The sequence below is a fragment of the Microbacterium sp. KNMS genome (genome assembly GCF_053851835.1).
Genome location: NZ_JBSQBP010000003.1, coordinates 125852 through 151384, shown reverse-complemented (window position 1 = coordinate 151384; position 25533 = coordinate 125852). Strand labels below are relative to the sequence as shown.

The window sequence follows — 25533 nt, the reverse complement described above, 5'->3', positions numbered from 1 at the left end:
GGGAAGGGGCTTCGTCGTCGCGACAGCGATCGGTGGAGCTGGGGGGAATCGAACCCCCGTCCAGCGCTGAGTCTCTGGGGCTTCTCCGGGCGCAGTCTGTGAAAGCGTTCTGCTCGGCTCCGACCTTTGTCACAGACACCTAAGTCGACGAGCCCAGTCGAGAAAGAGTCCCGCACGGCGTCCCGACACCGCCGTGCAGCAAGATCCCTAGATGACGCCAGAGTCCGTGTCGGGATCAACCACGGTCTGACGGACTATCGGGCTCGCTTAGGCAGCGAGGGCGAAGTCAGTGCGCTTGGATTCGGCACTTATTGGTTCGCAGGGAGCGTTTACGAGATAACCCTGCATCCTCGGCCCGCTTCTCGCAGATTCGCAAGCACTGTCGAAACCGATCAGCCCCTGGGAATCCTTCTCGCGAAGGGAACCGCTGTCGCTCTGTGGAGTTGTCACCTCGGGTTTCCCCGAGCACTACAGACTACAACACATCCCGAGCCCCCGCATTCCCGCGCGCCCCGGTCATCCGCCCGTCGGCAGATGTCGATAGCGTGGAAGCGTGATCAGGCTCCTCATGTCCTTCGTCTTCGGAGCCGGGGTCGCCGCGCTCCTCTTCTCGATCTTCGTCGGCGAACGCTTCACGTGGATCTGGATCACCGCGATCATCGTCCTGTCGATCCTCTTCCCCCTCGTGCTCGTCGCGCGGTCGATGGGCTCCCTCGCCGGGCTCCATCCGAAGAAGATCGAAGCCGCCAGGGCCGCGGGGCGCTTCGCCCCCGCCCGCATCGACGCGCTCCGCCGCACCGGCACGACGATCAACGACCAGCCGGTGTGCGAGATCGACGTGTCGGTCGCGCCGGCCGACCGCCCCGCCTACCGCACGACCATCCGCCAGCTCGTCGACATCGTGCGGATCCCGCAGTACCAGCCCGGGGCATCCGTGACCGTGGCGCGCCTCGAGGCGGATGCGCCCGAGGTCGCGATCATCGAGGACGAGGTGCCGGATGCCGCGCGGCTGTCGCGCCTGCCCGCACGCGAGCACGTGGCCGAGTGGCAGGATGGCCCGGTCGTGCTGGGCGCAGAGCGCGCACCGCGCAGGCGCAAGGGGGATCCGATCATCGGCACAGGCCCGAAGGGCCGCGGATGGCGGATCGCCGCCTACGTGGTGCTCGCCCTGGCCGGTGCGGCAGCCGTGCTCGTGCCGGTGGCCGACGACGTCCGTGCCGAGACGCTCACGATCATCACCGGCGAGGACCACGCGTCGATGTTCGCGGAGGGGCGCGTGCAGCGCGCCCTCGCCGCGATCGAGGAGGCCGCGGGAACGGATGAGACGGTGCAGGTGCTCGTGTACGAGGAGTTCGTGTCCGCCGACATGGCGACCGCACCGGGCTCCGACCGGTTCGACACCTTCTTCTACCGGGGCGGCGCCGTCGAGAACCAGGGGCCGGCGTCGATCCAGCCGGAGAACCCCGATGCGGAGCGCTTCCGCTTCGACGACATCGCGTGGGCGGCGTTCCCCGAGCTGCTCGCGCAGGCGCTCGACGAGGCCGGCCTGACGCGCGACGAGCTCGTCGACGGGCCGTACATGTTCGTCGAGCGCGGCTACGAGGAGGGCGCCCCGGTCGGCATCTCGATCTCCTTCGGCGACGGCTACGCAGACTACGCGTTCATCGGGTCGGCGGACGGCGCGTTCCTCGGCGCCCGCTGAGGCGGATCTCCGAGGCGACCAGCACCCCTTCTCCCCTCTCACCGTCCTCTCGACCGCGATGTCGGAGGCTGGAAATAGTGTTCGAACAACTCCTCTGGCGGAGCTAGAACATACTTTCTAGAATGGTGGGATGGGGATGGCGCTTCCGGTCGAGGTGCTGCGGCTGCAGACCGAGATCAGCAGGATGCAGCGGGCGAGCGCCCGCGTCACGGCACTGCCCGTGCACGACGCGCTCGCGCCCCTGTTCCCCGAGGGAGGCCTGCGCCCCGGCGCCGTCTACACGCTCGACCCCGCGGCGAGTCTGCTGCTGGCCCTGCTCGCCGAGCCCTCGCGAGCGGGCTCCTGGTGCGCGGTCGTGGGGATGCCCGAGCTCTCGGCGGAGGCGGCCGAGGCCGCGGGCGTCGACCTGTCGCGCTTCGCGCTCGTCCCCGAGCCCGGCGACCGCTGGCTCGCCGCGGTGTCGGCGATCGCCGAGGTCTTCCCCGTGGTCGCGGTGCGCCCCGCCGGGAGCCCGCGCGATGCCGAGGTCGCGCGCCTGACCGCGCGACTGCGCGACCGAGGCGGCGTCCTGCTCGTGACCGGGCCATGGCCGCAGGCCGAGGCGACGCTGCACCTCGAAGATCCCGTGTGGTCCGGCCTCGGCGAGGGCCACGGTCTGCTCACGGCGCGGACCGTCACGGTGTCGTCGTCGGGGCGGCGCTCCCCCGTCCCGAAGCGCGTGCGCGTGCAGCTGCCCGGGCCGCAGGGCGCCCCTGTCGCGGTGCCCCGCCCGGCTCTCGTGCCCGCGGTGGTGCCCGTCTCGGCAGCGGAGGAGCGGATCGACGCGGCGGCAGCCGAACGCGCCGAGCGCGCTCGCGCGGTGCTCGCCCGCGCCGAGCAGAAGACGCGCGCGGCGCGACGCGGATTGGCGGCTGTCGGATGACCAGGGCCATCGTCGTGTGGCTGCCGGACTGGCCGGTCACCGCGCACCTGCGGACCGTGTCGCGCGACGCGGCACGCCGGGCCGCACGCGACCCGCTGGCACGCCAGGCGAGCACTCCCGCGACCGCCGCGCCGGCGACCGCCGCTGCGACGGTCGCCGCCGATCCGCCGGTCGCGATCCTGCATGCCAACCGCGTGGTCGCCTGCTCGGCGGCGGCGCGCGCCGAGGGGGTGCGCCGCGGACAGCGCCGCCGCGACGCGCAGGCGGCCTGCCCCTCTCTGCAGCTCGCCCCGGCCGATCCGGGGCGCGACGAGCGCGCGTTCCTGCCCGTGCTCACGCGCCTCGACGAGCTCACCCCCGGCGTGCAGCCCTTGCGGCCGGGCCTCGCCGCAGTGCGGGCTCGGGGCCCCGCCCGCTTCTACGGCGGGGAGGAGCCCGCCGCCCTCGCCCTCATCGAGGCGCTCACGGCGATGGGGCTCCCAGGAGCCCGCGCCGGCGTCGCCGACGGCGTCTTCACCGCCGAGCGCGCCGCCCGCCTGACGCGCGCGGACGCCCCCGTCCGCTGCGTGCCGCCTGGAGCATCCGCCGACTTCCTCGCACCCCTCTCCATCGCGGCCATCGAAGACGACGCCCTCGTGGGGCTGCTCGCGAAGCTCGGCGTGCAGACCCTCGGCGATTTCGCCGCGCTCGACGGCGAGCAGGTGCGCGCACGACTCGGCGAGCACGGCGTGCGGCTGCACGATCTCGCACGCGGCGCGGACTCCCGTCCCGTCGAGCCGCGCACGCCGCCGCCCGAGCTCGCGCGCGAGCTCGATCTCGAGCCGCCGCTCGAGCTCGCCGATCAGATCGCCTTCGCCGTGCGCCAGACGTGCGACGACGTCTGCACCGCCCTCGGCGAAGCCGGGCTCGTCTGCACCGAGGCCCGGATCATCCTCACCGACGACCGCGGCACGCGCAGCGAGCGCGTGTGGCTGCATCCCACGCGGTTCGACCCTGCGGCCCTCGTCGACCGCGTGCGCTGGCAGCTGCAGGCTGCCGCCGACGACGGCGGCGACCTCGTCGGCGGCATCGCGCACGTCCGCATCGAGCCCGAGGCCGTCGACGACAGCGTGCATCACCAGCCGACGCTCATCGGCCAGGGCCCCGACGAGCGACTCCATCACGCGATGTCGCGCGTGCAGGCGATGCTCGGGCACCGCGGCGTCGTCACCCCTGCCGTCGGCGGCGGGCGCTGGCTGCAGGAGCGCGAGGTGCGCGTGCCGTGGGGCGACGGGGAGCGGCCGGCTCAGCGACGCGACGCGCCGTGGCCGGGATCGCTGCCGCAGCCGCTGCCGAGCGAGGTGTTCCGCCATCCGAGGCGCACGCGCGTCTCCGGCCAGGGCGGCGCGGAGGTCTCCGTCGACGACCGCGGGCTGCTCACGGCGGCGCCCGCGGTCATCGACGGGCGCCCCATCACGGCATGGGCAGGGCCGTGGCCCGTGATCGAGCGCGGATGGGACGGCGAGCGGATGCGGCGAGCGCACCGCTTCCAGGTGGTCGACGCGGAGCAGACGGCCTGGCTCATCGTGCTGGAAGACGACTCCTGGTGGATCGAGGGGAGGTACGCCTGATGGGATGGCACAACCCGCCCGTGCGCTGGTCGGAGCTCGAGCGCGCGCTGAGCGGGCGTCGCCCCGATCCCGTCCCGGCCGGAGCGGACGGCGGCGACAGCCCCGCGTGGAGCCGCAAGCGCGGCGCGTACACGCCGCCTCCCATCGAGCGCCCGGTCGACGCCATCCCCTATGCCGAGCTGCACGCGCACTCGTCGTACTCGTTCCTCGACGGAGCCTCGTCACCCGAGGCCCTCGTCGAGGAGGCGGAGCGCCTCGGCCTGCATGCCCTCGCCCTCACCGACCACGACGGCTTCTACGGTCTCGCCCGCTTCGCCGAGGCGGCCGAGACGACGAGCGTCAAGACCGTGTTCGGCGCCGAGCTCTCGCTCGGGCTCTCCGAGCCGCAGAAGGGTCATGCCGATCCCGAGGGCGATCATCTGCTCGTGCTCGCCCGCGGCGAGGAGGGATACCACCGGCTCTCGGCCGCGATCACGCACGCGCAGCTGCGCGGAGGGGAGAAGGGGCGCCCCCTCTATGACCTCGAGGAGCTCGGCGCGCAGGCCGGCGGCGAGTGGGTCGTCCTCACCGGGTGCCGCAAGGGCGCGGTGCGGAGGGCACTCGATGCCTCGCTGCGCGGAGGAGGAGATCTCGAGCGCACGGGGCGGGAGCTCCAGCGCCTCGTCGCGCTCTTCGGCCGCGACAACGTGAACGTCGAGCTCACGGACCACGGCGATCCGCTCGACTCTCCCCGCAACGACGCTCTCGCGGCGCTCGCCGGCCGCCTGCACCTGCCGACCGTGGCGACCAACAACGTGCACTACGCGTCGCCGCACGACGCTCAGCTCGCGACGGCGATCGCGGCCGTGCGCGCGAACCGCAGCATGGACGATCTGGACGGCTGGCTCCCCGCGCACACGGCGGCGCACCTGCGCTCGGGCGCCGAGATGACGCGGCTCTTCGCGCGCCATCCCGGAGCGGTCGAGCGCACCGTGCCGCTCGCCGACGAGCTCGCCTTCCCGCTGCGGCTCGCGAAGCCCGCGCTGCCGAAGCTCGATCTCGACGACGGATGCACGCCGATGGAGCATCTGCGCCATCTCGTCTGGGAGGGCGTCGACCGCAAGTACCCCGGTCGCCGCGAGGAGGTGCGCACGCGCATCGAGAAGGAGCTGCGCGTCATCGAGGAGAAGGACTTCCCCGGCTACTTCCTCATCGTCCACGGCATCGTGCAGGAGGCCCGGCGCCGCGGCATCCTCTGCCAGGGTCGGGGCTCCGCCGCCAACAGCGCCGTCTGCTACCTGCTCGACATCACCGCGGTCGACGCGATCTTCTACGACCTCCCCTTCGAGCGCTTCCTCTCCGCGCTGCGCGACGAGGAGCCCGACATCGACGTCGACTTCGACTCGGATCGGCGCGAGGAGATCATCCAGTGGGTCTACGACGAGTACGGCCGCGAGCGCGCGGCGCAGGTCGCGAACGTCATCCAGTACCGGCCGAAGAACGCCATCCGCGACATGGCCAAGGCCCTCGGCTTCTCCCCCGGCCAGCAGGACGCCTGGTCGAAGCAGGTCGAGCGCTGGGGCGCCTCGGTCGACACCGGTCCCGACCACGACATCCCCGAGCAGGTGCTCGCGTACGCGACCGAGCTGCTCAAGGCGCCTCGGCACCTCGGCATCCACTCGGGCGGGATGGTGCTCACCGAGCGCCCCGTGGGCGAGGTCGTGCCCATCGAGCACGCCCGCATGGAGAAGCGCACGGTCATCCAGTGGGACAAGGACGACGCGGCGTGGATGGGTCTGGTCAAGTTCGATCTGCTGGGTCTCGGGATGCTCGCGGCGCTGCAGCACTGCTTCGACATCATCCGCGAGGCCACAGGCGAGGAGTGGCGGCTCGAGACGCTCCCGCGCGAGGAGGCCGCGGTCTACGACATGCTGTGCCGCGCCGACTCGATCGGCGTCTTCCAGGTGGAGTCGCGTGCGCAGATGGGCCTCCTCCCCCGGCTGCAGCCACGCTCGTTCTACGACCTCGTCGTGCAGATCGCCCTCATCCGCCCCGGTCCGATCCAGGGCGGGGCCGTCCATCCGTTCGTGAAGCGGAAGGCGGCCCTCGAGGCCTACCGCCGCGAGCATCCGGATCTGTCGCACGACGCGTGCGTCGCGGCGGTCGTCGAGTACCCCCACCCCAAGCTCGAGCCGGTGCTCAAGCGCACGCTGGGCGTGCCGATCTTCCAGGAGCAGCTCATGCAGATGGCGGTCGCCGTCGGCAACTGCGACGCGGGCGAGGCCGACCTGCTCCGTCGGGCGATGGGCTCCAAGCGCGGGCAGGAGAAGATCGAGACGCTCAAGAAGAAGCTCTACGCGGGGATGGCCGAGAACGGCATCACGGGAGAGCTCGCCGACGACCTGTACGGGCGCATCCAGGCGTTCGCGAACTTCGGCTTCGCCGAGTCGCACTCGCTGTCGTTCGCGCTGCTCGTCTACGCCTCGTCGTGGATCAAGCTCCACTACCCCGCCGCATTCCTCGCAGGGCTCCTCCGCTCGCAGCCCATGGGCTTCTACTCGCCCGCGTCGCTCACGGCAGATGCGCGTCGACACGGGGTGCGCGTGCGCCGGCCCGACATCAATCTGTCGGGTGCGACCGAGGAGCTCGAGCCCCTCGAGCGCGCCGACGAGCCTGCGCACCGTGTGCACAGCCGCGAGACGATCGGCGCGGCGCGCAGGGCGCCGACCGGATGGGAAGCGTGCCGTGAGCACGACCAGCCTCCCGTCGGCGACTTCGACCGGAGCGCGCGCGACGAGTCGGAGGCGCACCGCCGCGATGGGGCGTACGCCGTCCGCCTCGGCCTGGCCGGGGTCACCGGCATCGGCCTCGCCACCGCGAAGCGGATCGTCGCCGAACGCGCCGCGAACGGCCCGTTCACCGACCTCAACGGGCTCGTGCGGCGCACGGGCGTGACCGAGGCGCAGGTCGAGGCGCTCGCCACGGCGGGGGCCTTCGAGGGCCTCGGGATGACCCGTCGCGAGGCGATCTGGATGGCCGGCTCGGCGGCGCTCGATCGCGCGGAGTTCCTGCCGGGCACGGTCGCGTCGGTGCAGCCGCCGCTCTTCCCCGACCCTTCGAGCTTCGAGCGCCTGGCCGCGGACCTGTGGGCCACGGGCATCTCGGTCAACGACCATCCGCTCGCGCACTACCGCGTGCAGCTCAACGGCCGGGGCGTGCTGCCGTCGACCGCGCTGCGCACGCACGAGTCCGGTCGCCGCGTCGAGATCGCGGGCCTCGTGACCCACCGGCAGCGCCCGGCGACCGCATCGGGAGTGACGTTCCTCAACCTCGAGGACGAGCACGGGCTCATGAACGTCATCTGCTCGACGGGCGTCTGGAACCGCTACCGACGCGTGCTGCGCGACAGCCCCGCGCTCATCGCACGCGGCATCCTCGAGCGCTCACCGGAGGGCGTCGTGAACCTCCTCGCCGACGCGTTCGAAGACCTCCGCGTCGGGGTCAAGCACAACTCGCGCGACTTCCAGTGACCGCATCATGGCCTGTGGATAACTGCCGCGTCCGCGCCGCGAGCGCACTACCGTGACAAGCATGATGCCCCGCAGGCCCCTCGCCCTCGTCGCCGCGATCGCCGGCGCGATCTCGCTCGCGGGCTGCGTACCCGAACCCGCGCCGACGCCGACGCCGAACGGCTTCGCGTCAGAGGAGGAGGCATTCGCCGCGGCGGAGGAGACGTGGAACGAGTACGTCACCGCCGTCAATGACGTGGACCTAAGGAACGCCGACACGTTTGAGCCGCTGTACGAACTCACCGTGGGCGACTTTAATGCCGATGTTCGTGAGGAGTACAGCCGAAACCATGCCGAGGGCTGGACAACAAGCGGCGACGCCGCGACGAAATCGTTCCAACCAGTCAGCTATGACGCGAAAACCCACCAGGTTGTCGCGATCAGCTGCCTCGACGTTTCAGAGGTCCAGGCATTCGATGCGTCCGGAGAGTCCGTCGTCGATCCCGAGCGGCGAGATCTACAAGCGCTCGAGATCACGTTCACGCTTCGTCCTGAAAAAGCTGACGCGCGCATAAGCGATGTCTCCGGGAGCGCCTCGGAGTCGATATGCGAATAGCCTCAGTCACAGCGACCTTGATCCTCTTGCTCACGCCCCCGTCGATGAACGTCCTCGTAGCGGAAGCAATCCCGGCCTGTGCAGATATAGGACTCTGGACAAACTGCGACACCGAGAACAAGGAAGACCACGTCGAGCTCGAGGGCGAGCGGCACATTCCGCAGGCTCCTCCGCCGCAGCAGCAGAACCCGCAGCAGGAGTACGAGTACATCGACTACGGCGACAACGGCCTGCCGCAGGTGCCGGGGCAGCAGGAGGAGCGAGTGCCGTGCCGGCTCGAGAACTGGCCGGCGGCACGGGATCAGTGCCGTGTCGAGAAGCCGCCGGCGGAGGAGGATCCCGAACCGGAGGCGCCGGTCATCCCGCCGCTGACCGAGCGCGACGTGCTGACGTTCGCTCCGGCTCCGCCGAGCGTGACCACCGAGCCCGCCGGCATCGCGATCGTGGGCATGCCGATGAACGTCGTCGCGCCCGCTCAGGAGCACGTCGCTGGCGGTTCGCTGTTCGGGCTGCCGGTCACCGTGACCTTCACCCCCGCGTCGTTCGCCTTCGACTTCGGCGACGGCACGGTGCAGACGGTCGGCTCGGGCGGATCGACGTGGAACGACCTCGGGCTCCCGGAGTTCTCGGCGACCCAGACGAGTCACGCCTATGCGGCCCGCGGCTCGTACGACGTCGTCGTCTCCGTGTCGTACAGCGCCGTGGTCGACTTCGGCGTGTGGGGCGTCTATCCCGTCGACGGGCTCGTCACCGCGACGTCAGCAGGATCACCCGTGCGGGTGGTCGAGGCGCACACCGCCCTCGTCGAGGGCTCATGCGTCGAGAACCCCGCGGGCCCCGGCTGCTGAGACCGCAGCGCCGAGGCGCCGTCTCATGCGCCTCGTGAAGCGCAGCACCGAGCGGATGGGCACGCCGATCGCGTACGCGACGGCTCCCGAGACCGTGCGGTCGGCGTCGCCCAGTGCGAGCCGCCGCTCCCACGCGTCGCGAGCGCGGCCTCCCCAGCGCCGGTACGGCGGGCGCGGCGCGAGCGCTCCCGCCCGCCGCTGCGCCACGAGCCCGGCGAGCTGCTCGCTCCAGTCGTCGTCCGCCATGTCGTGGAAGTAGCTGTCGCGCAGCCATTCCGCTCGGGGCATGCGGAAGCTCCGCGCGATCACGTCGTCCTCACCGCCGAACAGGCCGCTCCCCTCGAACACGACGTTGATGAGGCGGCGCGAGACGCCGAACGTGTCGAGCACGATCACGGGCACGCCGCGCGCGATGGCCTCGATCGCCGCGGTCGAGCTGACGGTCACGAGCCCCTCGGCCCTGTCGAGCGCCTCGCCCATCGGCTCCGTCGAGAAGACGAGATTCGGCGGCACGTCGCCGAGCTCGGCGATGAGATCCGGATAGGCGTCCCGCTCGGCGTGCGTCTGCTGCTCCCCCGCGCGCCCGCGCAGCTTCACGACGACACGGCGACTCGGATCGAGCTTCGCCGCGTCGACGAGGATGCGCGCGACGAGCTCACGATCCTCACGCGCGCGCGGCACGATCGCCTGCGCCGCGAACACGAGGTCCGTGCCGCCGCGCGCAGGCTGTCCGCTCGGCGTGCCTCCTGCCGCGAACGGCAGGCGAGCCAGGCCGAACCGCTGCGCGATCCCCCGCTCCTCCGCGAGCCGGGCGAACTCACGCACCTCGCGATGCGCATGCAGCACGAAGAGATCGCATTGACGCCGGAAGTGCAGCGCGAGCCACGTCGCGGGGACGGAGATGCCCGGGAGCCCCGTCACGATGACGGGCCGCGGCTCCAGCTGTGCGACCTCCCTCGCGACGACGCGCACGAGCGGACCGCGCGCGGCGACGAGCACCGCGTCGGCATCCGCCACGAGCTCTGCGAGCTCGTCGAAGGCGGCGCGCCGCACACGGCTGCGGTCGAGCCCGCTTCCCGCGAGCGCCGTCTCGAGCTGGGCGTCGCTCACGACGAGCGGCGTGTCCAGCACGATGAGCTCGCCGGCCTCATCCGGAAGGGTTCCCAGCAGGGCGGCCGCCCACTTGACGTACGAGTCGGTGTCGGCGATCCCCACGACCCGCCGCAGTGCGGCGGTGGTCATGCGTCGATCGCGTGCGCGAACCGACGCCGCGCGCCCGCGCGAACGCGCATCCGGTCGATGAGCGGCGCCATCGCCCGGGCGATCTCGAGCTGCTCCTCGGAGTCGATCTCGATGGCCGTGCGCTCGGGAACCTCGACGATCTCGACACGGCCGAAGAACCGATGGCGCGCGCGGAGGAAGCCCTCGACATCCAGCACATAGAACGCGCCCGTCTCGAGGAAGTGCGGCTCGCGATCCTGCCGCCGCGGCCGGTACCCGACCTCGTGGTTGACCGCCTCGGCCCCGCGCTCACCCCGTCGCCACAGGAAGCCATAGGACTCGACCGCCGAGAACGCGCAGTCGGCATTCCCCTCTCGGACCCCGGCCACCGCCATCCGGAGCGCCTCGGCGTCGATGAACGGCGACGTCGCCTGCAGGAAGACGAGCACGCGCGGGCGCACGCCCTGGGCCGTGAGGGCGTCGAGCGCGTGCAGGAGCGCCGACTCCGAGCTCGCGGTCGAACCGGCGATCTCCGCCGGACGCTCGATCACCGCCGCCCCGTGGACCGTCGCGGTCGCCGCGATCTCCGCATTATCGGTCGACACGAACACCTGGTCGATGCCCGCGTCGAGCGCCGAGCGCACCGCGCGGCCCACAAGCGGGACCCCCGAGATGCGGCGGAGGTTCTTGCCCGGCACCCCCACCGATCCGCCGCGAGCGGGGATCACCGCGACGACGTCGGCCGGCGCCGTCGCCGCGTCGTCGATCGCAGCGGTCGGCGCGCCCCCGGAGCCCCCCAGCTCCCTCGCGCCGACCGCCGCAGTCTCATCCGGGGCTGTCCGCCCCGGCAGCTCGTCCGCGAACGGATCGCCCGTGCGTCGCACGATGCCGTCTTTCTCGCGCAGCACGCTTCCCGTGCCCTCGAGCAGCAGCGACAGCGTCGTCGTCGCGCTCGTCGTGAGCGACAGGACCTCGAGCGGCCGCCCGGCCCCCGCCAGCACCAGCTCGACCGGAAGCCCGAGGCGTGCGACCGTCACACCCGGCAGCGCCGAGACGAAGTCGAGCTGCTCATCGGTCTCACGGCGGTGCGGCAGGTACGTCACCGGCTCAGCGGCCGCCTCGTCGGCGACCCACGCGATGTAGTCCGGCAGCGGTATATGCCCGTCCACCGGGCGCGCACTGCCGAGCAGGAGGCGATCTCCACCCACGGCCCGCCTCATCCGGTCGCTGTGCGCGCTGTCGCGCAGCCATCCGAATCCGTGGGCGCCGACGCCGACCCCCAGCGTGCCCAGCGCCGCGGTGCGCTCGTCGCCCAGTGCGAACGCCGTGAAGAGGTCGACGCCGCCGGCGTGTGCGCGTCGGCGCAGGTGCTCGAGCGCCGAGGGGCCGAATCGCGCCGTGAGCCCGCGCTCGGTCTGCCCCGGGCGCGCGTAGGGGCGCCGCCCCGTGAGCGCATCAGCGAGGGCGAGCGTGTTCGCGCCGTCGTCGAGGAACGTCACGCGGTCGGGGCGCAGCACGCTCGCGGCGAGACGGAACTGCCCCGAGAAGCCGTCGCCGACGATCCAGTGTCGGTGACGCGCGAGCAGCCGCCACGGGATGCCGAAGTACGGGAGCATGTCTCCGAGCGGCGCGCTCCGGGCCGAGAGCTCTGCCGCGGTCTCGGGAACCTGCGTCGTGAGGCGGCACGCGACATCGATCACGGTGCCGTGAGCGTGCGCCCACTCGGCCGCCCCGAGCAGCTGCAGGGGCGACTCGATCCATGCGACCGGCTCGCGCTCCACGTGACCTCCTGGCTCTGCGGGATGCCCCGCGCGGCGAGACGCGGGTGCCCCACCTTGACGACCAGGGTGAGCCGAGGGCGTGAACGGGCCCCGGTCCGCGGGTGAGCCGCGGACGACGCGCACATGAACGGATGGTGACGCGGCGGCACTGGCAGGATGGGCACGTGCCCCGCCTCATGCTGCTCGACACCGCCTCGCTCTACTTCCGCGCGTTCTACGGCGTCCCCGACACGGTGCGCGCCGCCGACGGGACGCCCGTCAACGCGGCCCGCGGCCTGCTCGACATGATCGCGAAGCTCGTCACGACCTACGAGCCGACGCACCTCGTCGCCTGCTGGGACGACGACTGGCGCCCGCAGTGGCGCGTCGACCTCATCCCGTCGTACAAGGCGCACCGCGTCGTCGAGGTCGTCGCCGCCGGCCCCGACGTGGAGGAGGTCCCCGATCCCCTCGAGGCGCAGGTGCCGGTCATCCGCGAGGAGCTCAGCGCGCTCGGCATCCCGATCGTGGGGGCGGCGGAGCACGAGGCCGACGACGTCATCGGGTCTCTCGCGACGCAGTCCGCCATGCCCGTCGACATCGTCACGGGCGATCGCGACCTCTTCCAGCTCGTCGACGACGCCCGCGGGGTGCGCGTCATCTCCACCGTGAAGGGCATGAGCAAGCTCGAGGTGATGACGGAGGGCGTCGTCCTCGAGCGATACGGCATCCGCGCCGACCAGTACGCCGATTTCGCGACGCTCCGCGGCGACGCATCCGACGGGCTGCCGGGCGTCGCGGGCGTCGGCGAGAAGACGGCGGCGACGCTGCTCGCCGCGCATGGCGATCTCGCGGCCATCCGCTCTGCCGCCGCCGAGGGCGTGGGCATGACGAAGGGGCAGGCCGCGAAGGTCCTTGCCGCCGCGCCGTACCTCGACGTGGCGCCTCGGGTCGTCGCGGTCGTCAGAGACCTTGCGCTCGGCGACGTCGACGGAGAGCTGCGCCCGCTCGACGAGGCGCGCCGCACCGCCGCCCTCGAGCTCGCCGAGCGATGGAACCTCGGGACGTCGATGGCCCGCGCGATTGACGCGCTCGACCGCTGACGATCAGGCGACGCTGAACCGCTGCGTCGCCGCGATCCACTCCTCGAGCTTCGCGGTCGCCCGCCCGTCGTCGACCGCGGCCGCCGCCTCGTCGCGCGCCTCGGTGAGCCGCTGGATCATGTTGCGCTGGGCCTGCGTCGGGTCCTGCGACAGCCGGTAGGCCACGATCCCCGCCGCGGCGTTGAGCAGGACGATGTCCCGGACAGCTCCCTCCTCGCCCGCGAGGGTGCGACGCAGCACATCGGCGTTGTGCTCGGGGGTGCCGCCGAGGAGGTCCTCCATCTGCGCCGTCGGGATGCCGATGTCGCGCGGATGGATGTCGAACTCGTGCATGTCGCCGTTCGAGATCTCCCAGATGCGGCTGTACCCCGTCGTGGTGAGCTCGTCGAGCCCGTCCTCACCGCGGAACACGAGGGCCGTCGCGCCGCGCGTGCGGAACACGCCGGTGATGAGCGGAACGCTCTCGATCTGCGCGACGCCCACCGCGTTCGCCTCGGCGCGCGCCGGGTTCACGAGCGGCCCGAGGTAGTTGAAGACCGTCGGGACGCCCAGCTCGGCGCGCGTCGGGCCCGCGTGCTTGAAGCCCGGATGGAACGCGGCGGCCCAGGCGAACGTGATGCCGGCCGCGTCGAGCACCTGCGCGACGGCCCCAGCCGGGAGGCGCAGGTCGATGCCCAGCGCGCTCAGGACATCCGATGCGCCCGACTTGGAGCTCGCGGCCTTGTTGCCGTGCTTCACGACGGGGATGCCCGTGGCCGCCACGATGATCGATGCCGTCGAGGAGATGTTGACGGTGCCGAAGCGATCGCCACCGGTCCCGACGATGTCGAGCACGCGCGGATCGACAGGCAGCGGCACGGCGGCCTCGAGGATCGCGTCGCGGAAGCCGATGATCTCCTCGACCGACTCCCCCTTGGCGCGCAGGGCGAGCAGGAATCCGCCGAGCTGAGCGGGCGTCGCCTGACCCTGCATGACCTGCCGCATGGCCCAGGTCGCCTCCGACACGCTGAGGTCCTGACGGGACAGCACCGTGGTCAGAACGGACGGCCAGCTGAGCTCATCGATCATGCCTCGATCTTAGGGCGCATGCGGGGCGGTCTCCCAGCAGGTTGTAAGGCGAACCTAAGTCGCAGGAGGGTGCGACGCACACCCTCCGGTGCCAAAATCACTCCCCGATATCGGCCATAATGGACGAGTGACGACCTCAGCTACGTATGCCCCTGCGCCGAGAACCGTGAAGCGCCCCGATCCCGTCGCCGTCGGCACGATCGTCTGGCTCGGCAGCGAGGTCATGTTCTTCGCGGGTCTGTTCGCGATCTACTTCACCCTCCGCAGCACCTCCCCCGAGCTCTGGGAGAGCCGCACCGAGCTCCTCAACGTGCCGTTCGCGCTCGTGAACACGATCATCCTCGTGCTCTCGAGTGTCACGTGCCAGATGGGCGTGTTCGCCGCGGAGCGCATGCAGCCCTACACCGTCAAGGGCAACGGCTGGAAGAGCTGGGGCATGGTCCCGTGGTTCTGGGTGACCTTCGCGCTGGGCGCGATCTTCGTCTCCGGCCAGGTCTGGGAGTACGCGCAGCTCGTCAGCGAGGGCATGCCGTATGGCGCCGACTCGTACTCGTCGGCCTTCTACCTCACGACCGGCTTCCACGCCATGCACGTGACCGGCGGCCTCGTCGCGTTCCTGTTCACCATCGGCCGCGCGTTCGCGGTCAAGAAGTTCACGCACAAGGAAGCCACCACGGCGATCGTCGTGTCGTACTACTGGCACTTCGTCGACGTCGTCTGGATCGCCCTGTTCGCGGTCATCTACTTCCTGAAGTAAGAGCGGAGCAACAACATCCCCATGGCACGAGAGAAGAAGCGCCGCTCCCACGGCCGTCGCAGCCCCCTCGCCGCAGCAGCCCTCATCGGCATCGGCCTCGTCCTGTCCGGCGGCATCTACGCCGGTGCATCCGCGGCCGTCGCCGCGACGAGCCAGCCCACCGCGGCCGAGACGAGCCTGACCGCCGAGGACGGCGAGAAGCTGTTCCAGGCGAACTGCGCCACCTGCCACGGCCTCGACCTGCAGGGCACGGACGACGGCCCCTCGCTGTACGGCGTCGGCGCACTCGCGGTCGAGTTCCAGGTCTCCACCGGCCGCATGCCGATGGCCGCCCAGGGCCCGCAGGCCGACCAGAAGCCGGTCCAGTTCACCGAGGAGCAGATCCTCGCGATGGCCGAGTACGTGCAGTCGGTCGCCCCCGGCCCCGACTTCCCGTCGGACCACGTGCTCGACGGCGAGGGCGACCTCGCGCGCGGCGCTGAGCTGTTCCGCATCAACTGCGCCATGTGCCACAACGTCGCCGCAGCCGGCGGCGCGCTCACCCAGGGCAAGTGGGCCCCGGACATCCAGGACACGAGCGCCCTGCACATCTACGCGGCCATGGTCACCGGCCCGCAGAACATGCCCGTCTTCAACAACATGAACCTCACGCCCGAGGACAAGCGCGACATCATCTCCGCTCTCCTCTACCAGCAGGAGCAGCAGGCGCCCGGCGGCTTCACGATCGGCTCGCTCGGCCCCGTCGCGGAGGGTCTCTTCGTGTGGATCTTCGGCATCGGCGGCCTCGTGGCCATCACGGTGTGGATCACGGCGAAGTCGAACTGAGCATGGCGAACGAAGAGGACAAGAGCGACATGGCACACGAGCACGACACGCAGGCGGTCGAGAAGGCCTACCGGCCTTCTCCCGGCCTCGCCGTCGCGGTCGACGACCCCGTGAAGAACCCGGGGCTCCCCCCGCACCGGGCGCGCATCACGGACAAGGACCCGCAGGCCAACCGCCGTGCGGTCCGCACGATCTACACGCTGTTCTACGTCTCGGTGGCGGCGAGCATCTGGGCGGTCGCCGCCTACATGCTGTTCCCCATCGAGGGCGACAACGCCACGATGTCGGCCATCCGGAACAACAACCTGTTCATCGGACTCGGCATCGCGTTCGCGCTGCTCGCGATCGGCATCGGGGCCATCCACTGGTCCAAGGCGATCATGAGCGACAAGGAGTTCGTCGAGGAGCGCCACACGACCCGCGGCTCCGAGCCGACGCGCGCGGCCGCCGTCAAGGCCTTCGCCGACGCGAACGAGGAGTCCGGCTTCGGACGTCGCAAGATGATCCGGAACTCGCTGTTCGCGGCTCTCGCGGCCAGCATCATCCCGGGCATCACGCTCTTCCGCAACCTCGCCCCGAACGACGGCAAGGACCCGGTCCAGCTGCTCAACGAGACGATGTGGGAGAAGGGCGAGCGCCTCGTGCTCGACCCCGAGGGCACGCCCGTCAAGGCGTCGGATGTCACGCTCGGGTCGGCGTTCCACATCATCCCCGAGTCGCTCGCGTCGCTGTCGCACTCCGACGGCTACCTCGAGGAGAAGGCGAAGGCCATCGTTCTCCTCGTCCGCCTGCTCCCCGAGCAGCTCACGGAGAGCGAGGAGCGCAAGGACTGGTCGTACGACGGCATCGTCGCGTACTCGAAGGTGTGCACGCACGTCGGCTGCCCCGTCGCCCTGTACGAGCAGCAGACGCACCACCTCCTGTGCCCCTGCCACCAGTCGCAGTTCGACGTGTCCGACCACGCGAAGGTCGTCTTCGGCCCCGCCGCGCGTCCGCTGCCGCAGCTGCCCATCACCGTCGACGACGAGGGCTACCTCGTCGCCAAGAGCGGCTTCACCGAACCCGTCGGCCCGAGCTTCTGGGAGCGTCATTGAGCACCGCAACCGTCACTGACAAGCCGCAGGAGAAGCCCCTCGGCGGACGCTTCGTCGGCGCGACGGCGAACTACATCGACGAGCGGACGAGCATGTCCGGCTTCGTCAAGGCCCTCGGACGCAAGGTCTTCCCCGACCACTGGTCGTTCATGCTCGGCGAGATCGCGCTGTGGTCGTTCGTCGTGGTCCTGCTCTCGGGCACGTACCTCACGTTCTTCTTCCAGGCGTCGATGGTCGAGACGCACTACGACGGCGCCTGGCTGCCGATGCGCGGCATCCCGATGTCCGCGGCCATGGAGTCGACGCTGCACATCAGCTTCGACATCCGCGGCGGCCTGCTCGTCCGCCAGATCCACCACTGGGCGGCGCTCGTCTTCGTGGCGGGCATCGGCATCCACATGCTCCGCGTGTTCTTCACGGGCGCGTTCCGCAAGCCGCGTGAGCTGAACTGGGTCATCGGCTTCGTCCTGTTCATCCTCGCGATGGCCGAGGGCTTCACGGGCTACTCGCTCCCCGACGACCTCCTCTCGGGCAACGGCCTCCGCATCATCGACGGCATGATCAAGGGCATCCCGCTCATCGGCACGTGGACCTCGTACCTCCTCTTCGGCGGCGAGTTCCCCGGCACCGACATCGTGGGCCGCCTGTACACGCTGCACATCCTGATCCTGCCGCTGCTCGTCATCGGCCTGATCGCCGTGCACCTGCTGCTCATGATCGTCAACAAGCACACGCAGTTCGCCGGCCCCGGCCGCACGAACGAGAACGTCGTGGGCTACCCGATGATGCCGGTCTACATGTCCAAGATGGGCGGCTTCTTCTTCATCGTGTTCGGCGCGATCGTGCTCATCGCATCGCTCGTGCAGATCAACCCGATCTGGAACTACGGTCCGTACGACCCGTCCCCCGTCTCGGCCGGAACCCAGCCCGACTGGTACATCGGCTTCGCGGACGGCGCGCTGCGTCTCGCCCCCTCGCACCTCGACGTCGTCATCGGCAACTACACGCTGTCGTTCGGCATCCTCATCCCGCTCGTCGTCCTCGGCCTCTTCATCGTGGTCGTCATGTTCTACCCCTTCATCGAGGCGTGGATCACGGGCGACAAGCGCGAGCACCACATCGCCCAGCGCCCGCGCAACGCCGCGACGCGCACCGCGATCGGCGCCGCCGGCGTGGTCTTCTACGCGACGCTGTGGGCCGCTGCCTCGTCGGACATCATCGCGACGCACTTCCGCCTGACGATGGAGGGGGTCATCCTCTTCCTCCAGATCTCGCTGATCCTCGCCCCGGTGGTCGTGTACTTCATCACGAAGCGCGTCTGCATCGCGCTGCAGAAGAAGGACCGCGAGATCGTCCTCCACGGCTACGAGTCGGGCCGCATCGTCCGCCTCCCCGGCGGCGAGTACCGCGAGGTGCACAAGCCCGTGAACGAGTACGAGCGCTGGAAGCTCGTCGCGGAGGAGACGTACGAGCCTCTCGTCGTCCGTCCTGACGACCGTGGCCGCATCACGGCTGGCCAGAAGCTCCGCGCGGGCCTCTCGCGCTGGTTCTTCGAGGACCGCCTCGCTCCGGTCACCGAGACGGAGTACCGCGCGGCGCTCGAGCACCAGCAGCACGTGCTCCACGAGTACGGCGACGGGCACGCCCACGGCGAGCTCGAGTCGGGCCACGACAAGCACTGAGCCAACGGCTTCAGCAGAAGGGCCCCGGATCCTCGGATCCGGGGCCCTTCTGCTGTCACCGGATCCCTCAGCCGAGCACGCGGATGGGCGCGCCATCCAGGAACGCCTGAACGTTCTCCACGATCGCGGGATAGAACACCTCGTACGACGCGCTCGTCACGTAGCCGAGGTGGGGCGTGAGGACGGTCCGCGGCGCGGACGCGAGCGGATGGTCGTGCGGAAGCGGCTCGGTGTCGAACACGTCGAGCGCGGCGCCGCCGAGCCATCCCTCCGTCAGCCCGCGGACGAGAGCGTCCGTGTCGACAAGGCCAGCGCGCGCCGTGTTCACGAGCAGTCCGTCCGGGCCGAGCGCGCGCAGCTCCCTCTCCCCCACGACGAGACGCGTGCTGTCGGACAGCCGCAGGTGGAGCGAGAGGATGTCCGCTCGTTCGGCGAGCTCGAGCAGCGTCGACGCGCGCTCGGCGCCGGCGGCAGCGGCGCGCTCCTCCGTGAGATGCGGGCTCCACGCGGCCACCGACATCCCGAACGCGTGCGCATAGCGGGCGATGCGCGAGCCGATGCGTCCGAGCCCGACGATACCGAGCGTCATCCCCTCCGCCTCGCGCCCGACGGTCTGCTGCCAGGCCCCGCTGCGCGCGTTCTCGTCCTCCACGGGGAGGTTCCGGAGGGCGGCCAGCAGGAGCGCCCAGGTGAGCTCTGGAGCACCGGCCGCGGAGCCGGGAGTCCCGGCGACGACGATGCCGCGCTCGCGCGCCGCCACCAGGTCGATGGACGCGTTGGCCATCCCGGTTGTGACGAGAAGGCGCAGAGCCGGCAGGCGCTCGAGAGCGACCCGGTCGAACGCCGTGCGCTCGCGCATCGCCGCGACCGCGTCGAAGCCCTGCAGGGCGCGAGCGGCGTCATCCCCCAGGTGCTCGTGGAAGAAGACCACGTCGACGCCTCGCGCACGGAGCGCATCCCAGTCGGCGTAGGACGCCGCCACGCGCTGGTAGTCGTCGAGCACGGCCAGTCGGCGAAGAGATCCCATGCTCCGAACCTAGCCGCGCGCGTAGAGTGAGCGGCGTCGGGCGCCCCGGCCCGGGGCGTGCCATGCAGCAGAGAGAGCGCCGAGATGAGAACGCTTCGCTACTCGATCAACGTCACCCTCGACGGGTGCTGCCATCACGAGGCAGGACTCCCGCCCGACGACGAGTCCATGCGGTACTGGACGGAGGAGATGGAGCGGGCCGATGCGCTCGTCTTCGGCCGCGTGACGTACGAGATGATGGAGTCCGCCTGGCGACGACCGGCCTCCGGTGAATGGCCGGGATGGATGGGCGGCGCCGAGGTCGCGTTCGCCGAGGCCATCGACGGCGCTCGGAAGTACATCGCGTCCACCACCCTCGACAAGGTGGACTGGAACGCCGAGCTCCTCGAAGGCGACGTCGGCACCGCGGTCCAACGCCTGAAAGAGGAGCCGGGCGAGGACCTGTGGGTCGGCGGTGTGCGGCTTCCCCTCGCCCTTGCCGATCGGGGGCTCATCGACGAGTACGAGTTCGTCGTCCACCCGGTGCTCGCCGGGCGCGGACCGACCCTGCTCTCCGGTCTGCGCGCGCGCATCGAGCTCGAGCCCGTGGCCCGACGGGAGTTCGGTTCAGGAGCCGTCGCCGTCCGGTATCGGCCTCGGGCGATACGAGCATGAACGGAAGAGGCCCCGACCCGGACGAACCGGATCGGGGCCTCTGCGGCGCGTGCGCTGCTCAGCGCGCGAAGTTGCCGCGGTAGTACTCGTAGACCCACCCGAAGAGGGCGACGATCAGCAGGCCGGCCGCGACGGGGATCAGGAAGTGCGCGGTCGCGAGCGAGACGGCGCCCACCGCCACGGCGCTGCCGAGCACGAGCGGCCACCACGACCACGGGCTGAACTCGCCCTGCTCGGTCTCGCCATCGTCGATGTCGGCGTCGAGACGATCCTCGGGGAGCTCCACACCGTGCTGGCCCTTGTGGACCAGCTGCACGTAGAAGGCGATCAGAGCGGCCATGAAGGCCGTGAAGAGGAGCGCCACGGCGCCGACCCACTCGATGTGGCCGCCGTAGTAGGCGAGCCCCCACCCGACGTAGATGACCGCGCAGAGCAGGAAGAACCCGCTGAGCAGCCACCAGATGACGACGTTGGAGCGCATTACTTCACCTTCCCATCGGCGAGGTCCACCGCGGGCGCGTCAGGCGCGTCCTTGGCCGGTCCGACACCCACGGGCACGCCGGCCTCGGGGTGGTTGAGGTCGAACGCCGGGCGCTCGCTGCGGATGCGCGGGATCGACGTGAAGTTGTGGCGCGGCGGCGGGCACGAGGTGGCCCACTCGAGGGAGGCGCCGTAGCCCCACGGGTCGTTGACCGTGATGCGCGGCGCGGTGCGCGCCGTGATCCACACGTTGAGGAGGAACGGCAGCATCGAGGCGCCGAGGATGACCGCGCCCACCGTGGAGAGCTGGTTGCCCCAGGTCCATCCGTCGGCCTCCGAGTAGTCCGCGTAGCGGCGGACCATGCCGTCGACGCCCAGCCAGTGCTGGATGAGGAACGTCATGTGGAAGCCGATGAACAGCATCCAGAAGTGCACATAGCCGAGGCGCTCGTTGAGCATCCGCCCCGTCCACTTCGGCCACCAGAAGTAGAAGCCGGCGAACATCGCGAACACGACCGTGCCGAACACGACGTAGTGGAAGTGCGCCACGACGAAGTACGAGTCGCTCAGGTGGAAGTCGAGCGGCGGCGACGAGAGGATGACGCCGGTCAGGCCGCCGAAGACGAACGACACGAGGAAGCCGAGGGCGAAGACCATGGGCGTCTCGAACGTCACCGAGCCGCGCCAGAGCGTGCCGATCCAGTTGAAGATCTTCACGCCGGTCGGGACGGCGATGAGCATCGTCATGAGGGCGAAGAACGGCAGCAGGACGGCGCCCGTGACGTACATGTGGTGCGCCCACACCGAGACGGACAGCGCGGCGATCGCGATCGTCGCGTAGACGAGCGTCTTGTAGCCGAAGATCGGCTTGCGGCTGAAGACCGGGAAGATCTCCGACACGATGCCGAAGAACGGCAGAGCGATGATGTACACCTCGGGGTGGCCGAAGAACCAGAACAGGTGCTGCCAGAGGAGCACGCCGCCGTTCGCCGGGTCGTAGATGTGCGAGCCGAAGATGCGGTCGGAGGCGGCGGCGAACATGGCGGCCGCGAGCACGGGGAACGCGATCAGGATGAGCAGGCTCGTGATGAGCGTGTTCCACGTGAAGATCGGCATGCGCCACATCGTCATGCCCGGTGCGCGCATCGTGATGATCGTCGTGATGAAGTTCACACCGCCGAAGATCGTGCCGAAGCCCGAGATGCCGAGACCGAGCATCCAGAGGTTGCCGCCGATGCCGGGCGTGAACGACGCGTTGGCGAGCGGCTGGTAGGCGAACCATCCGAACGAGGCCGCACCCTGCGGCGTGAGGAAGCCCGCGACCGCGATGAGCGATCCGAACGTGAACAGCCAGAAGGCGAAGGCGTTCAGACGCGGGAACGCGACGTCAGGCGCACCGATCTGCAGGGGCAGGAGCGCGTTCGCGAAGCCCGCGAAGAGCGGCGTCGCGAACATCAGCAGCATCACGGTGCCGTGCATCGTGAAGAGCTGGTTGTACTGCTCCTTCGTCGGGATGATCTGCATGCCCGGCGCGAAGAGCTCCGCGCGGATGACGAGGGCCATGACGCCGCCGAGCGCGAAGAACAGCAGCGACACGATCAGGTACATGTACCCGATGGTCTTGTGGTCGGTGGAGGTGATCCACTTGACCACGATGTTGCCCTTCTGCTCCACGCGCGAGCCGCTCAGGAGAGCGGCCTGGCGGGGAGGCAGCGTGGTCGGGCGCTCCGTGACGGTCGCCATGATCAGTGCTCCTCTTCCGTGGTGCTGGCAGCCCCGGTGCCGGGGTTGTTGGCGAGACGGTCGTAGGCGTCGGTGATGTCGCCCGTCTGGCCCTTGGCCTCGAGCTCGTCGAGGTACGCCTCGTACTCGGCCTCGCTGACGACCTTCACGTTGAAGAGCATCATCGAGTGGTACTCGCCGCAGAGCTCGGCGCACTTGCCCTGGTACTCGCCCTCGCGGGTCGGGATGAACGACCACGAGTTCTCGTGTCCCTGGTACATGTCCTTCTTGTAGAGGAAGTCGATGATCCAGAACGAGTGGATGACGTCGCGCGACTGCAGGTCGATCGTGACGCGCTTGTCGACCGGGAGCACGAGCGTGGGCAGCTCGTCCTGGTCGATGTCGCCGTTGGCCTCGGGCTGCGCCTGGACGCCCATCGTCCAGACGGTGTCCGAGCCGTCCTCGGCCTCGCCGTTGTACTGGAAGTCCCAGGCCCACTGCTTGGCGATCGCCGTGATCGTCACGTCGGGGTCCTCGTGCGGCGTCTCGATGATCGCCTGGTCGCGCGCCGTGAAGGCGAAGAGGCCGAGCACGAGGATGAGCGGCACCGAGGTGAAGAAGATCTCGATGGGCATGTTGTAGCGGAGCTGCACGGGCAGCCCCGTCTGGCCCTTGCGGCGGCGGTACACGACCATCGCCCAGAGCATGAGGCCCCAGGTGATGATGCCGACGACGAGCGCCGCGACCCACGAGCCCACCCAGAGCGACGCGATGATGGGCGCCTGGTCGGTGGTGGGCGTCCCGGACTCATCGAACCCGGGGAGGTATCCGTGCAGTTCCGTGGGCGTGCACCCTGCGAGAGCGACGGCTGCCGCAGCGATCGCGGGGATCGCAGCCCAGCGGAGATGGCGTTTCGACGGCACGAATTCACCTTTCGAACGTGGATAGGGCGTCTTCAAGTCTAGGGCAACCGCACATGCGATTCTGGCCAACCTTCCAGCGCGTGCCCCGGTTCGCAGGGCCCGTCTGGGCACACGAAAGCCCCGCTCCGGCGTGGCGCGGGGCTTTTCGCGGGGCGGGCTCAGTGGAAGCTGTCGCCGCAGGCGCAGGAACCCGATGCGTTCGGGTTGTCGATCGTGAAGCCCTGCTCCGAGATCGTGTCCTTGAAGTCGATCTGGGCGCCGTCGAGGTACGGGATGCTCATGTTGTCGACGATGACCTCGACGCCGTCGAAGTCGACGGTCTCGTCGCCCTCGAGGTAGCGCTCGTCGAAGTACAGCTGGTAGATGAGGCCCGAGCAGCCGCCGGGCTGCACGGCGACGCGCAGGCGCAGGTCGTCGCGACCCTCCTGCTCGAGCAGGCTCTTGACCTTCGCGGCTGCGGCGTCGGTGAGGCTCACGCCGTGAGCGCGCGTCGCGGCATCGGCCGCAAGTGTCGTGTCTGTCATGACGCTCCTTCGGGGACGGCCGCGCAGGCGGCGGGGTCGATCCATGGTACCGCCGCCCGCCGGGTGCGGGCTCAGCGCGACGCGATCAGGCGGTGCGCGCGTTCGCGCGTGCGAGGAGGAGGGTCTCGGCGAGCACGGCGTGGCGGAACGTGTCGAGATGGAGCGACTCGTTCGGGCTGTGCGCGCGCGAGTGAGGGTCTTCCACGCCGGTCACGAGGATCTGCGCGCCGGGGTACCGCTCGACGAGGTCGGCGATGAACGGGATGGACCCGCCCACCCCCAGGTCGACCGGATCCTTGCCGTAGCCGTCGCGCATCGCCCCGCGCGCGGTCTCCACGGCCCATCCGCTCGTGTCGACGAGGAAGCCGTTCCCGAGGTCGATCTCGCTGAAGGCCAGCTCGGCGCCGAAGGGCGCGTGGGCGCGAAGATGTCTCTCGATCGCGTCGTACGCGTCCTGCGCGCTCTGCCCCGGTGCCACACGGGCGCTCACGACGACCGTGACCTCGGGCGACAGGGTGTTCGATGCGGCCGCGACGCTCGTGAAGTCGATGCCGGTCACGGTGATCGACGGCTTGTTCCAGATCCGCGAGAGGATGCTGCCGTTCCCGATGGGCTGGACGCCCGGCAGGAGCCCGGTCTCGCTGCGCAGCGTGTCCTCGTCGTAGGCGGGCGTCTCCGCCTCGCGTGCGGCGAGCCCGTCGACGGCGACGGAGCCGTCGTCGTTCCACAGCGTGGAGAGGAGGCGGATGGTCGCCATCATCGCGTCGGGCACGGCCCCTCCGAACATCCCGGAGTGCGACGCGTGGTCGAGGGTGCGGACGGTGAGGTGGAACTTCGCATTCCCGCGGAGGGATACCGTCACGGCCGGGGTCTCCGCGTCCCAGTTGCCCGAGTCGGCGACGACGATGACGTCCGAGCGCATCTCCTCGGCGTGATCGGCGAGGAACGACGTGAACGACCGCGAGCCGTACTCCTCCTCGCCCTCGACGAAGAGGACGATGCCGAGGTCGAGATCATCGCCGTACGTCTCGCGCAGGGCGCGCAGGGCGGCGATGTGCGCCATGACGCCGGCCTTGTCGTCCGCCGCACCGCGCCCGTAGAGGCGCCCGTCGCGCACCGTCGGCTCGAACGGCGGCGTCTCCCAGAGCGCCTCGTCGCCCGGGGGCTGCACGTCGTGGTGGGCGTAGAGCATGACCGTCGGGCGGCCGTTGCGCGCCGCGCGCGTCGCGAGCACGGCCGGCTGCCCCTGCTCCCCCGTCTCCGGGATCGCCGCGGTGCGGACGCGGACCTCGTCGAACACGCCGGTGTCCTCCGCGAGCTGCGCGATCGCCTGCGCGCTGCGCTGCAGCTGCTCCTGGTCGAACGCCGGCCATGCGATCCCGGGAATGCGCACGAGGCGCCCGAGATCGGCGAGCGCCGAGGGGATGCCGCCCTCCGCGGCGTCGATGAGCTGGGGTTCCGCAGGGAGCTGGGAGGTCATGCCGGTAATCTTAGGTACATCCCGCGA

21 protein-coding genes and 1 other RNA gene are annotated in these 25533 nt (G+C 70.4%); 12 read left to right on the top strand and 10 right to left on the bottom strand.

Annotated elements, in window-relative coordinates:
* Nucleotides 1-30 precede the first annotated feature (30 nt).
* Nucleotides 31-400: a transfer-messenger RNA gene (gene ssrA, locus ACWXWW_RS03160) on the bottom strand.
* Between the two features lie 153 nt (nucleotides 401-553).
* Here ssrA and ACWXWW_RS03155 point away from each other — a divergent pair.
* The 6 genes from ACWXWW_RS03155 to ACWXWW_RS03130 all read left to right on the top strand — a co-directional run bounded on the left by ACWXWW_RS03155 (nucleotide 554) and on the right by ACWXWW_RS03130 (nucleotide 9186).
* On the top strand, nucleotides 554-1702 hold the full coding sequence (locus ACWXWW_RS03155; RefSeq protein WP_455968672.1) for a hypothetical protein: 1149 nt from the start codon (nucleotides 554-556) through the stop codon (nucleotides 1700-1702).
* 130 nt (nucleotides 1703-1832) lie between these two features.
* Nucleotides 1833-2624 (top strand): hypothetical protein, encoded by a 792-nt coding sequence (locus ACWXWW_RS03150; RefSeq protein ID WP_455968670.1) that lies wholly within the window; start codon nucleotides 1833-1835, stop codon nucleotides 2622-2624.
* A complete protein-coding gene (locus tag ACWXWW_RS03145; RefSeq protein WP_455968669.1) occupies nucleotides 2621-4234 on the top strand; it encodes a DNA polymerase Y family protein in 1614 nt (537 codons plus the stop codon). The genes ACWXWW_RS03150 and ACWXWW_RS03145 overlap by 4 nt, the downstream gene beginning before the upstream one ends.
* Nucleotides 4234-7743 (top strand): error-prone DNA polymerase, encoded by a 3510-nt coding sequence (locus ACWXWW_RS03140; RefSeq protein ID WP_455968667.1) that lies wholly within the window; start codon nucleotides 4234-4236, stop codon nucleotides 7741-7743. Before ACWXWW_RS03145 ends, ACWXWW_RS03140 begins: the two co-directional genes overlap by 1 nt.
* 61 nt (nucleotides 7744-7804) lie before the next feature.
* Nucleotides 7805-8338 carry a hypothetical protein gene (locus ACWXWW_RS03135; RefSeq protein WP_455968666.1) on the top strand — a complete coding sequence of 178 codons (534 nt, stop codon included), beginning with the start codon at nucleotides 7805-7807 and terminating at the stop codon, nucleotides 8336-8338.
* A 44-nt stretch (nucleotides 8339-8382) separates the two neighbouring features.
* The gene (locus ACWXWW_RS03130; RefSeq protein WP_455968665.1) at nucleotides 8383-9186 is read left to right on the top strand and encodes a hypothetical protein; all 804 of its coding nucleotides are present in this window, start codon (nucleotides 8383-8385) and stop codon (nucleotides 9184-9186) included.
* Here ACWXWW_RS03130 and ACWXWW_RS03125 read toward each other — a convergent pair.
* Both ACWXWW_RS03125 and ACWXWW_RS03120 read right to left on the bottom strand, forming a co-directional pair.
* Nucleotides 9151-10428 (bottom strand): DUF6716 putative glycosyltransferase, encoded by a 1278-nt coding sequence (locus ACWXWW_RS03125; RefSeq protein WP_455968664.1) that lies wholly within the window; start codon nucleotides 10426-10428, stop codon nucleotides 9151-9153. The genes ACWXWW_RS03130 and ACWXWW_RS03125 overlap by 36 nt on opposite strands.
* Nucleotides 10425-12188 (bottom strand): acylneuraminate cytidylyltransferase family protein, encoded by a 1764-nt coding sequence (locus tag ACWXWW_RS03120; protein WP_455968663.1) that lies wholly within the window; start codon nucleotides 12186-12188, stop codon nucleotides 10425-10427. Before ACWXWW_RS03120 ends, ACWXWW_RS03125 begins: the two co-directional genes overlap by 4 nt.
* 176 nt (nucleotides 12189-12364) lie before the next feature.
* Between ACWXWW_RS03120 and ACWXWW_RS03115 the strand changes: the two genes are divergently transcribed.
* Nucleotides 12365-13270, top strand: coding sequence for a 5'-3' exonuclease (locus ACWXWW_RS03115; protein WP_455968793.1), 906 nt, complete (start codon nucleotides 12365-12367; stop codon nucleotides 13268-13270).
* Between the two features lie 3 nt (nucleotides 13271-13273).
* Here ACWXWW_RS03115 and trpD read toward each other — a convergent pair whose 3' ends face one another.
* On the bottom strand, nucleotides 13274-14338 hold the full coding sequence (gene trpD, locus ACWXWW_RS03110) for an anthranilate phosphoribosyltransferase (protein WP_455968662.1): 1065 nt from the start codon (nucleotides 14336-14338) through the stop codon (nucleotides 13274-13276).
* 127 nt (nucleotides 14339-14465) lie between these two features.
* Between trpD and ctaE the strand changes: the two genes are divergently transcribed.
* The 4 genes from ctaE to qcrB are packed head-to-tail and all read left to right on the top strand — an operon-like array spanning nucleotide 14466 to nucleotide 18696.
* A complete protein-coding gene (ctaE, locus tag ACWXWW_RS03105; RefSeq protein ID WP_421075315.1) occupies nucleotides 14466-15095 on the top strand; it encodes an aa3-type cytochrome oxidase subunit III in 630 nt (209 codons plus the stop codon).
* Nucleotides 15096-15116: 21 nt separating this feature from the next.
* Nucleotides 15117-15920, top strand: a complete 804-nt coding sequence (gene qcrC, locus ACWXWW_RS03100) for a cytochrome bc1 complex diheme cytochrome c subunit (RefSeq protein ID WP_271173240.1) — start codon at nucleotides 15117-15119, stop codon at nucleotides 15918-15920.
* 29 nt (nucleotides 15921-15949) lie between these two features.
* A complete protein-coding gene (gene qcrA / locus ACWXWW_RS03095; protein ID WP_271173241.1) occupies nucleotides 15950-17014 on the top strand; it encodes a cytochrome bc1 complex Rieske iron-sulfur subunit in 1065 nt (354 codons plus the stop codon).
* The gene (gene qcrB / locus ACWXWW_RS03090) at nucleotides 17011-18696 is read left to right on the top strand and encodes a cytochrome bc1 complex cytochrome b subunit (RefSeq protein WP_271173242.1); all 1686 of its coding nucleotides are present in this window, start codon (nucleotides 17011-17013) and stop codon (nucleotides 18694-18696) included. Before qcrA ends, qcrB begins: the two co-directional genes overlap by 4 nt.
* 67 nt (nucleotides 18697-18763) lie before the next feature.
* Here qcrB and ACWXWW_RS03085 read toward each other — a convergent pair whose 3' ends face one another.
* Nucleotides 18764-19723 (bottom strand): D-2-hydroxyacid dehydrogenase family protein, encoded by a 960-nt coding sequence (locus ACWXWW_RS03085; RefSeq protein ID WP_455968660.1) that lies wholly within the window; start codon nucleotides 19721-19723, stop codon nucleotides 18764-18766.
* Nucleotides 19724-19807: 84 nt separating this feature from the next.
* On the opposite strand from ACWXWW_RS03085, the gene ACWXWW_RS03080 reads away from it, so the two are divergent.
* Nucleotides 19808-20377 carry a dihydrofolate reductase family protein gene (locus tag ACWXWW_RS03080; RefSeq protein ID WP_455968659.1) on the top strand — a complete coding sequence of 190 codons (570 nt, stop codon included), beginning with the start codon at nucleotides 19808-19810 and terminating at the stop codon, nucleotides 20375-20377.
* A 58-nt stretch (nucleotides 20378-20435) separates the two neighbouring features.
* Here ACWXWW_RS03080 and ctaF read toward each other — a convergent pair whose 3' ends face one another.
* The 5 genes from ctaF to ACWXWW_RS03055 form a co-directional block, all read right to left on the bottom strand.
* Nucleotides 20436-20858 (bottom strand): aa3-type cytochrome oxidase subunit IV, encoded by a 423-nt coding sequence (gene ctaF / locus ACWXWW_RS03075; protein WP_271173245.1) that lies wholly within the window; start codon nucleotides 20856-20858, stop codon nucleotides 20436-20438.
* Nucleotides 20858-22600 (bottom strand): aa3-type cytochrome oxidase subunit I, encoded by a 1743-nt coding sequence (gene ctaD / locus ACWXWW_RS03070; RefSeq protein WP_271173246.1) that lies wholly within the window; start codon nucleotides 22598-22600, stop codon nucleotides 20858-20860. The genes ctaF and ctaD overlap by 1 nt, the downstream gene beginning before the upstream one ends.
* A gap of 2 nt (nucleotides 22601-22602) precedes the next feature.
* A complete protein-coding gene (gene ctaC, locus ACWXWW_RS03065) occupies nucleotides 22603-23502 on the bottom strand; it encodes an aa3-type cytochrome oxidase subunit II (protein WP_271173247.1) in 900 nt (299 codons plus the stop codon).
* 158 nt (nucleotides 23503-23660) lie between these two features.
* Nucleotides 23661-24026, bottom strand: a complete 366-nt coding sequence (gene erpA, locus ACWXWW_RS03060) for an iron-sulfur cluster insertion protein ErpA (RefSeq protein ID WP_271173248.1) — start codon at nucleotides 24024-24026, stop codon at nucleotides 23661-23663.
* An 85-nt stretch (nucleotides 24027-24111) separates the two neighbouring features.
* Nucleotides 24112-25506, bottom strand: coding sequence for a M20/M25/M40 family metallo-hydrolase (locus ACWXWW_RS03055; protein ID WP_455968658.1), 1395 nt, complete (start codon nucleotides 25504-25506; stop codon nucleotides 24112-24114).
* Between the last annotated feature and the right edge of the window lie 27 nt (nucleotides 25507-25533).

What these genes read in the sequence shown, in the direction of transcription:
- ACWXWW_RS03150 (WP_455968670.1), top strand. Translation starts at nt 1,833, where the DNA reads ATGGGGATGGCGCTTCCGGTCGAGGTGCTGCGGCTGCAGACCGAGATC.
- ACWXWW_RS03145 (WP_455968669.1), top strand. Translation starts at nt 2,621, where the DNA reads ATGACCAGGGCCATCGTCGTGTGGCTGCCGGACTGGCCGGTCACCGCG.
- ACWXWW_RS03140 (WP_455968667.1), top strand. Translation starts at nt 4,234, where the DNA reads ATGGGATGGCACAACCCGCCCGTGCGCTGGTCGGAGCTCGAGCGCGCG.
- ACWXWW_RS03135 (WP_455968666.1), top strand. Translation starts at nt 7,805, where the DNA reads ATGATGCCCCGCAGGCCCCTCGCCCTCGTCGCCGCGATCGCCGGCGCG.
- ACWXWW_RS03130 (WP_455968665.1), top strand. Translation starts at nt 8,383, where the DNA reads ATGAACGTCCTCGTAGCGGAAGCAATCCCGGCCTGTGCAGATATAGGA.
- ACWXWW_RS03125 (WP_455968664.1), bottom strand. Translation starts at nt 10,428, where the DNA reads ATGACCACCGCCGCACTGCGGCGGGTCGTGGGGATCGCCGACACCGAC.
- ACWXWW_RS03115 (WP_455968793.1), top strand. Translation starts at nt 12,365, where the DNA reads ATGCTGCTCGACACCGCCTCGCTCTACTTCCGCGCGTTCTACGGCGTC.
- trpD (WP_455968662.1), bottom strand. Translation starts at nt 14,338, where the DNA reads ATGATCGATGAGCTCAGCTGGCCGTCCGTTCTGACCACGGTGCTGTCC.
- qcrC (WP_271173240.1), top strand. Translation starts at nt 15,117, where the DNA reads ATGGCACGAGAGAAGAAGCGCCGCTCCCACGGCCGTCGCAGCCCCCTC.
- qcrA (WP_271173241.1), top strand. Translation starts at nt 15,950, where the DNA reads ATGGCACACGAGCACGACACGCAGGCGGTCGAGAAGGCCTACCGGCCT.
- ACWXWW_RS03085 (WP_455968660.1), bottom strand. Translation starts at nt 19,723, where the DNA reads ATGGGATCTCTTCGCCGACTGGCCGTGCTCGACGACTACCAGCGCGTG.
- ACWXWW_RS03080 (WP_455968659.1), top strand. Translation starts at nt 19,808, where the DNA reads ATGAGAACGCTTCGCTACTCGATCAACGTCACCCTCGACGGGTGCTGC.
- ctaF (WP_271173245.1), bottom strand. Translation starts at nt 20,858, where the DNA reads ATGCGCTCCAACGTCGTCATCTGGTGGCTGCTCAGCGGGTTCTTCCTG.
- ctaD (WP_271173246.1), bottom strand. Translation starts at nt 22,600, where the DNA reads ATGGCGACCGTCACGGAGCGCCCGACCACGCTGCCTCCCCGCCAGGCC.
- erpA (WP_271173248.1), bottom strand. Translation starts at nt 24,026, where the DNA reads ATGACAGACACGACACTTGCGGCCGATGCCGCGACGCGCGCTCACGGC.
- ACWXWW_RS03055 (WP_455968658.1), bottom strand. Translation starts at nt 25,506, where the DNA reads ATGACCTCCCAGCTCCCTGCGGAACCCCAGCTCATCGACGCCGCGGAG.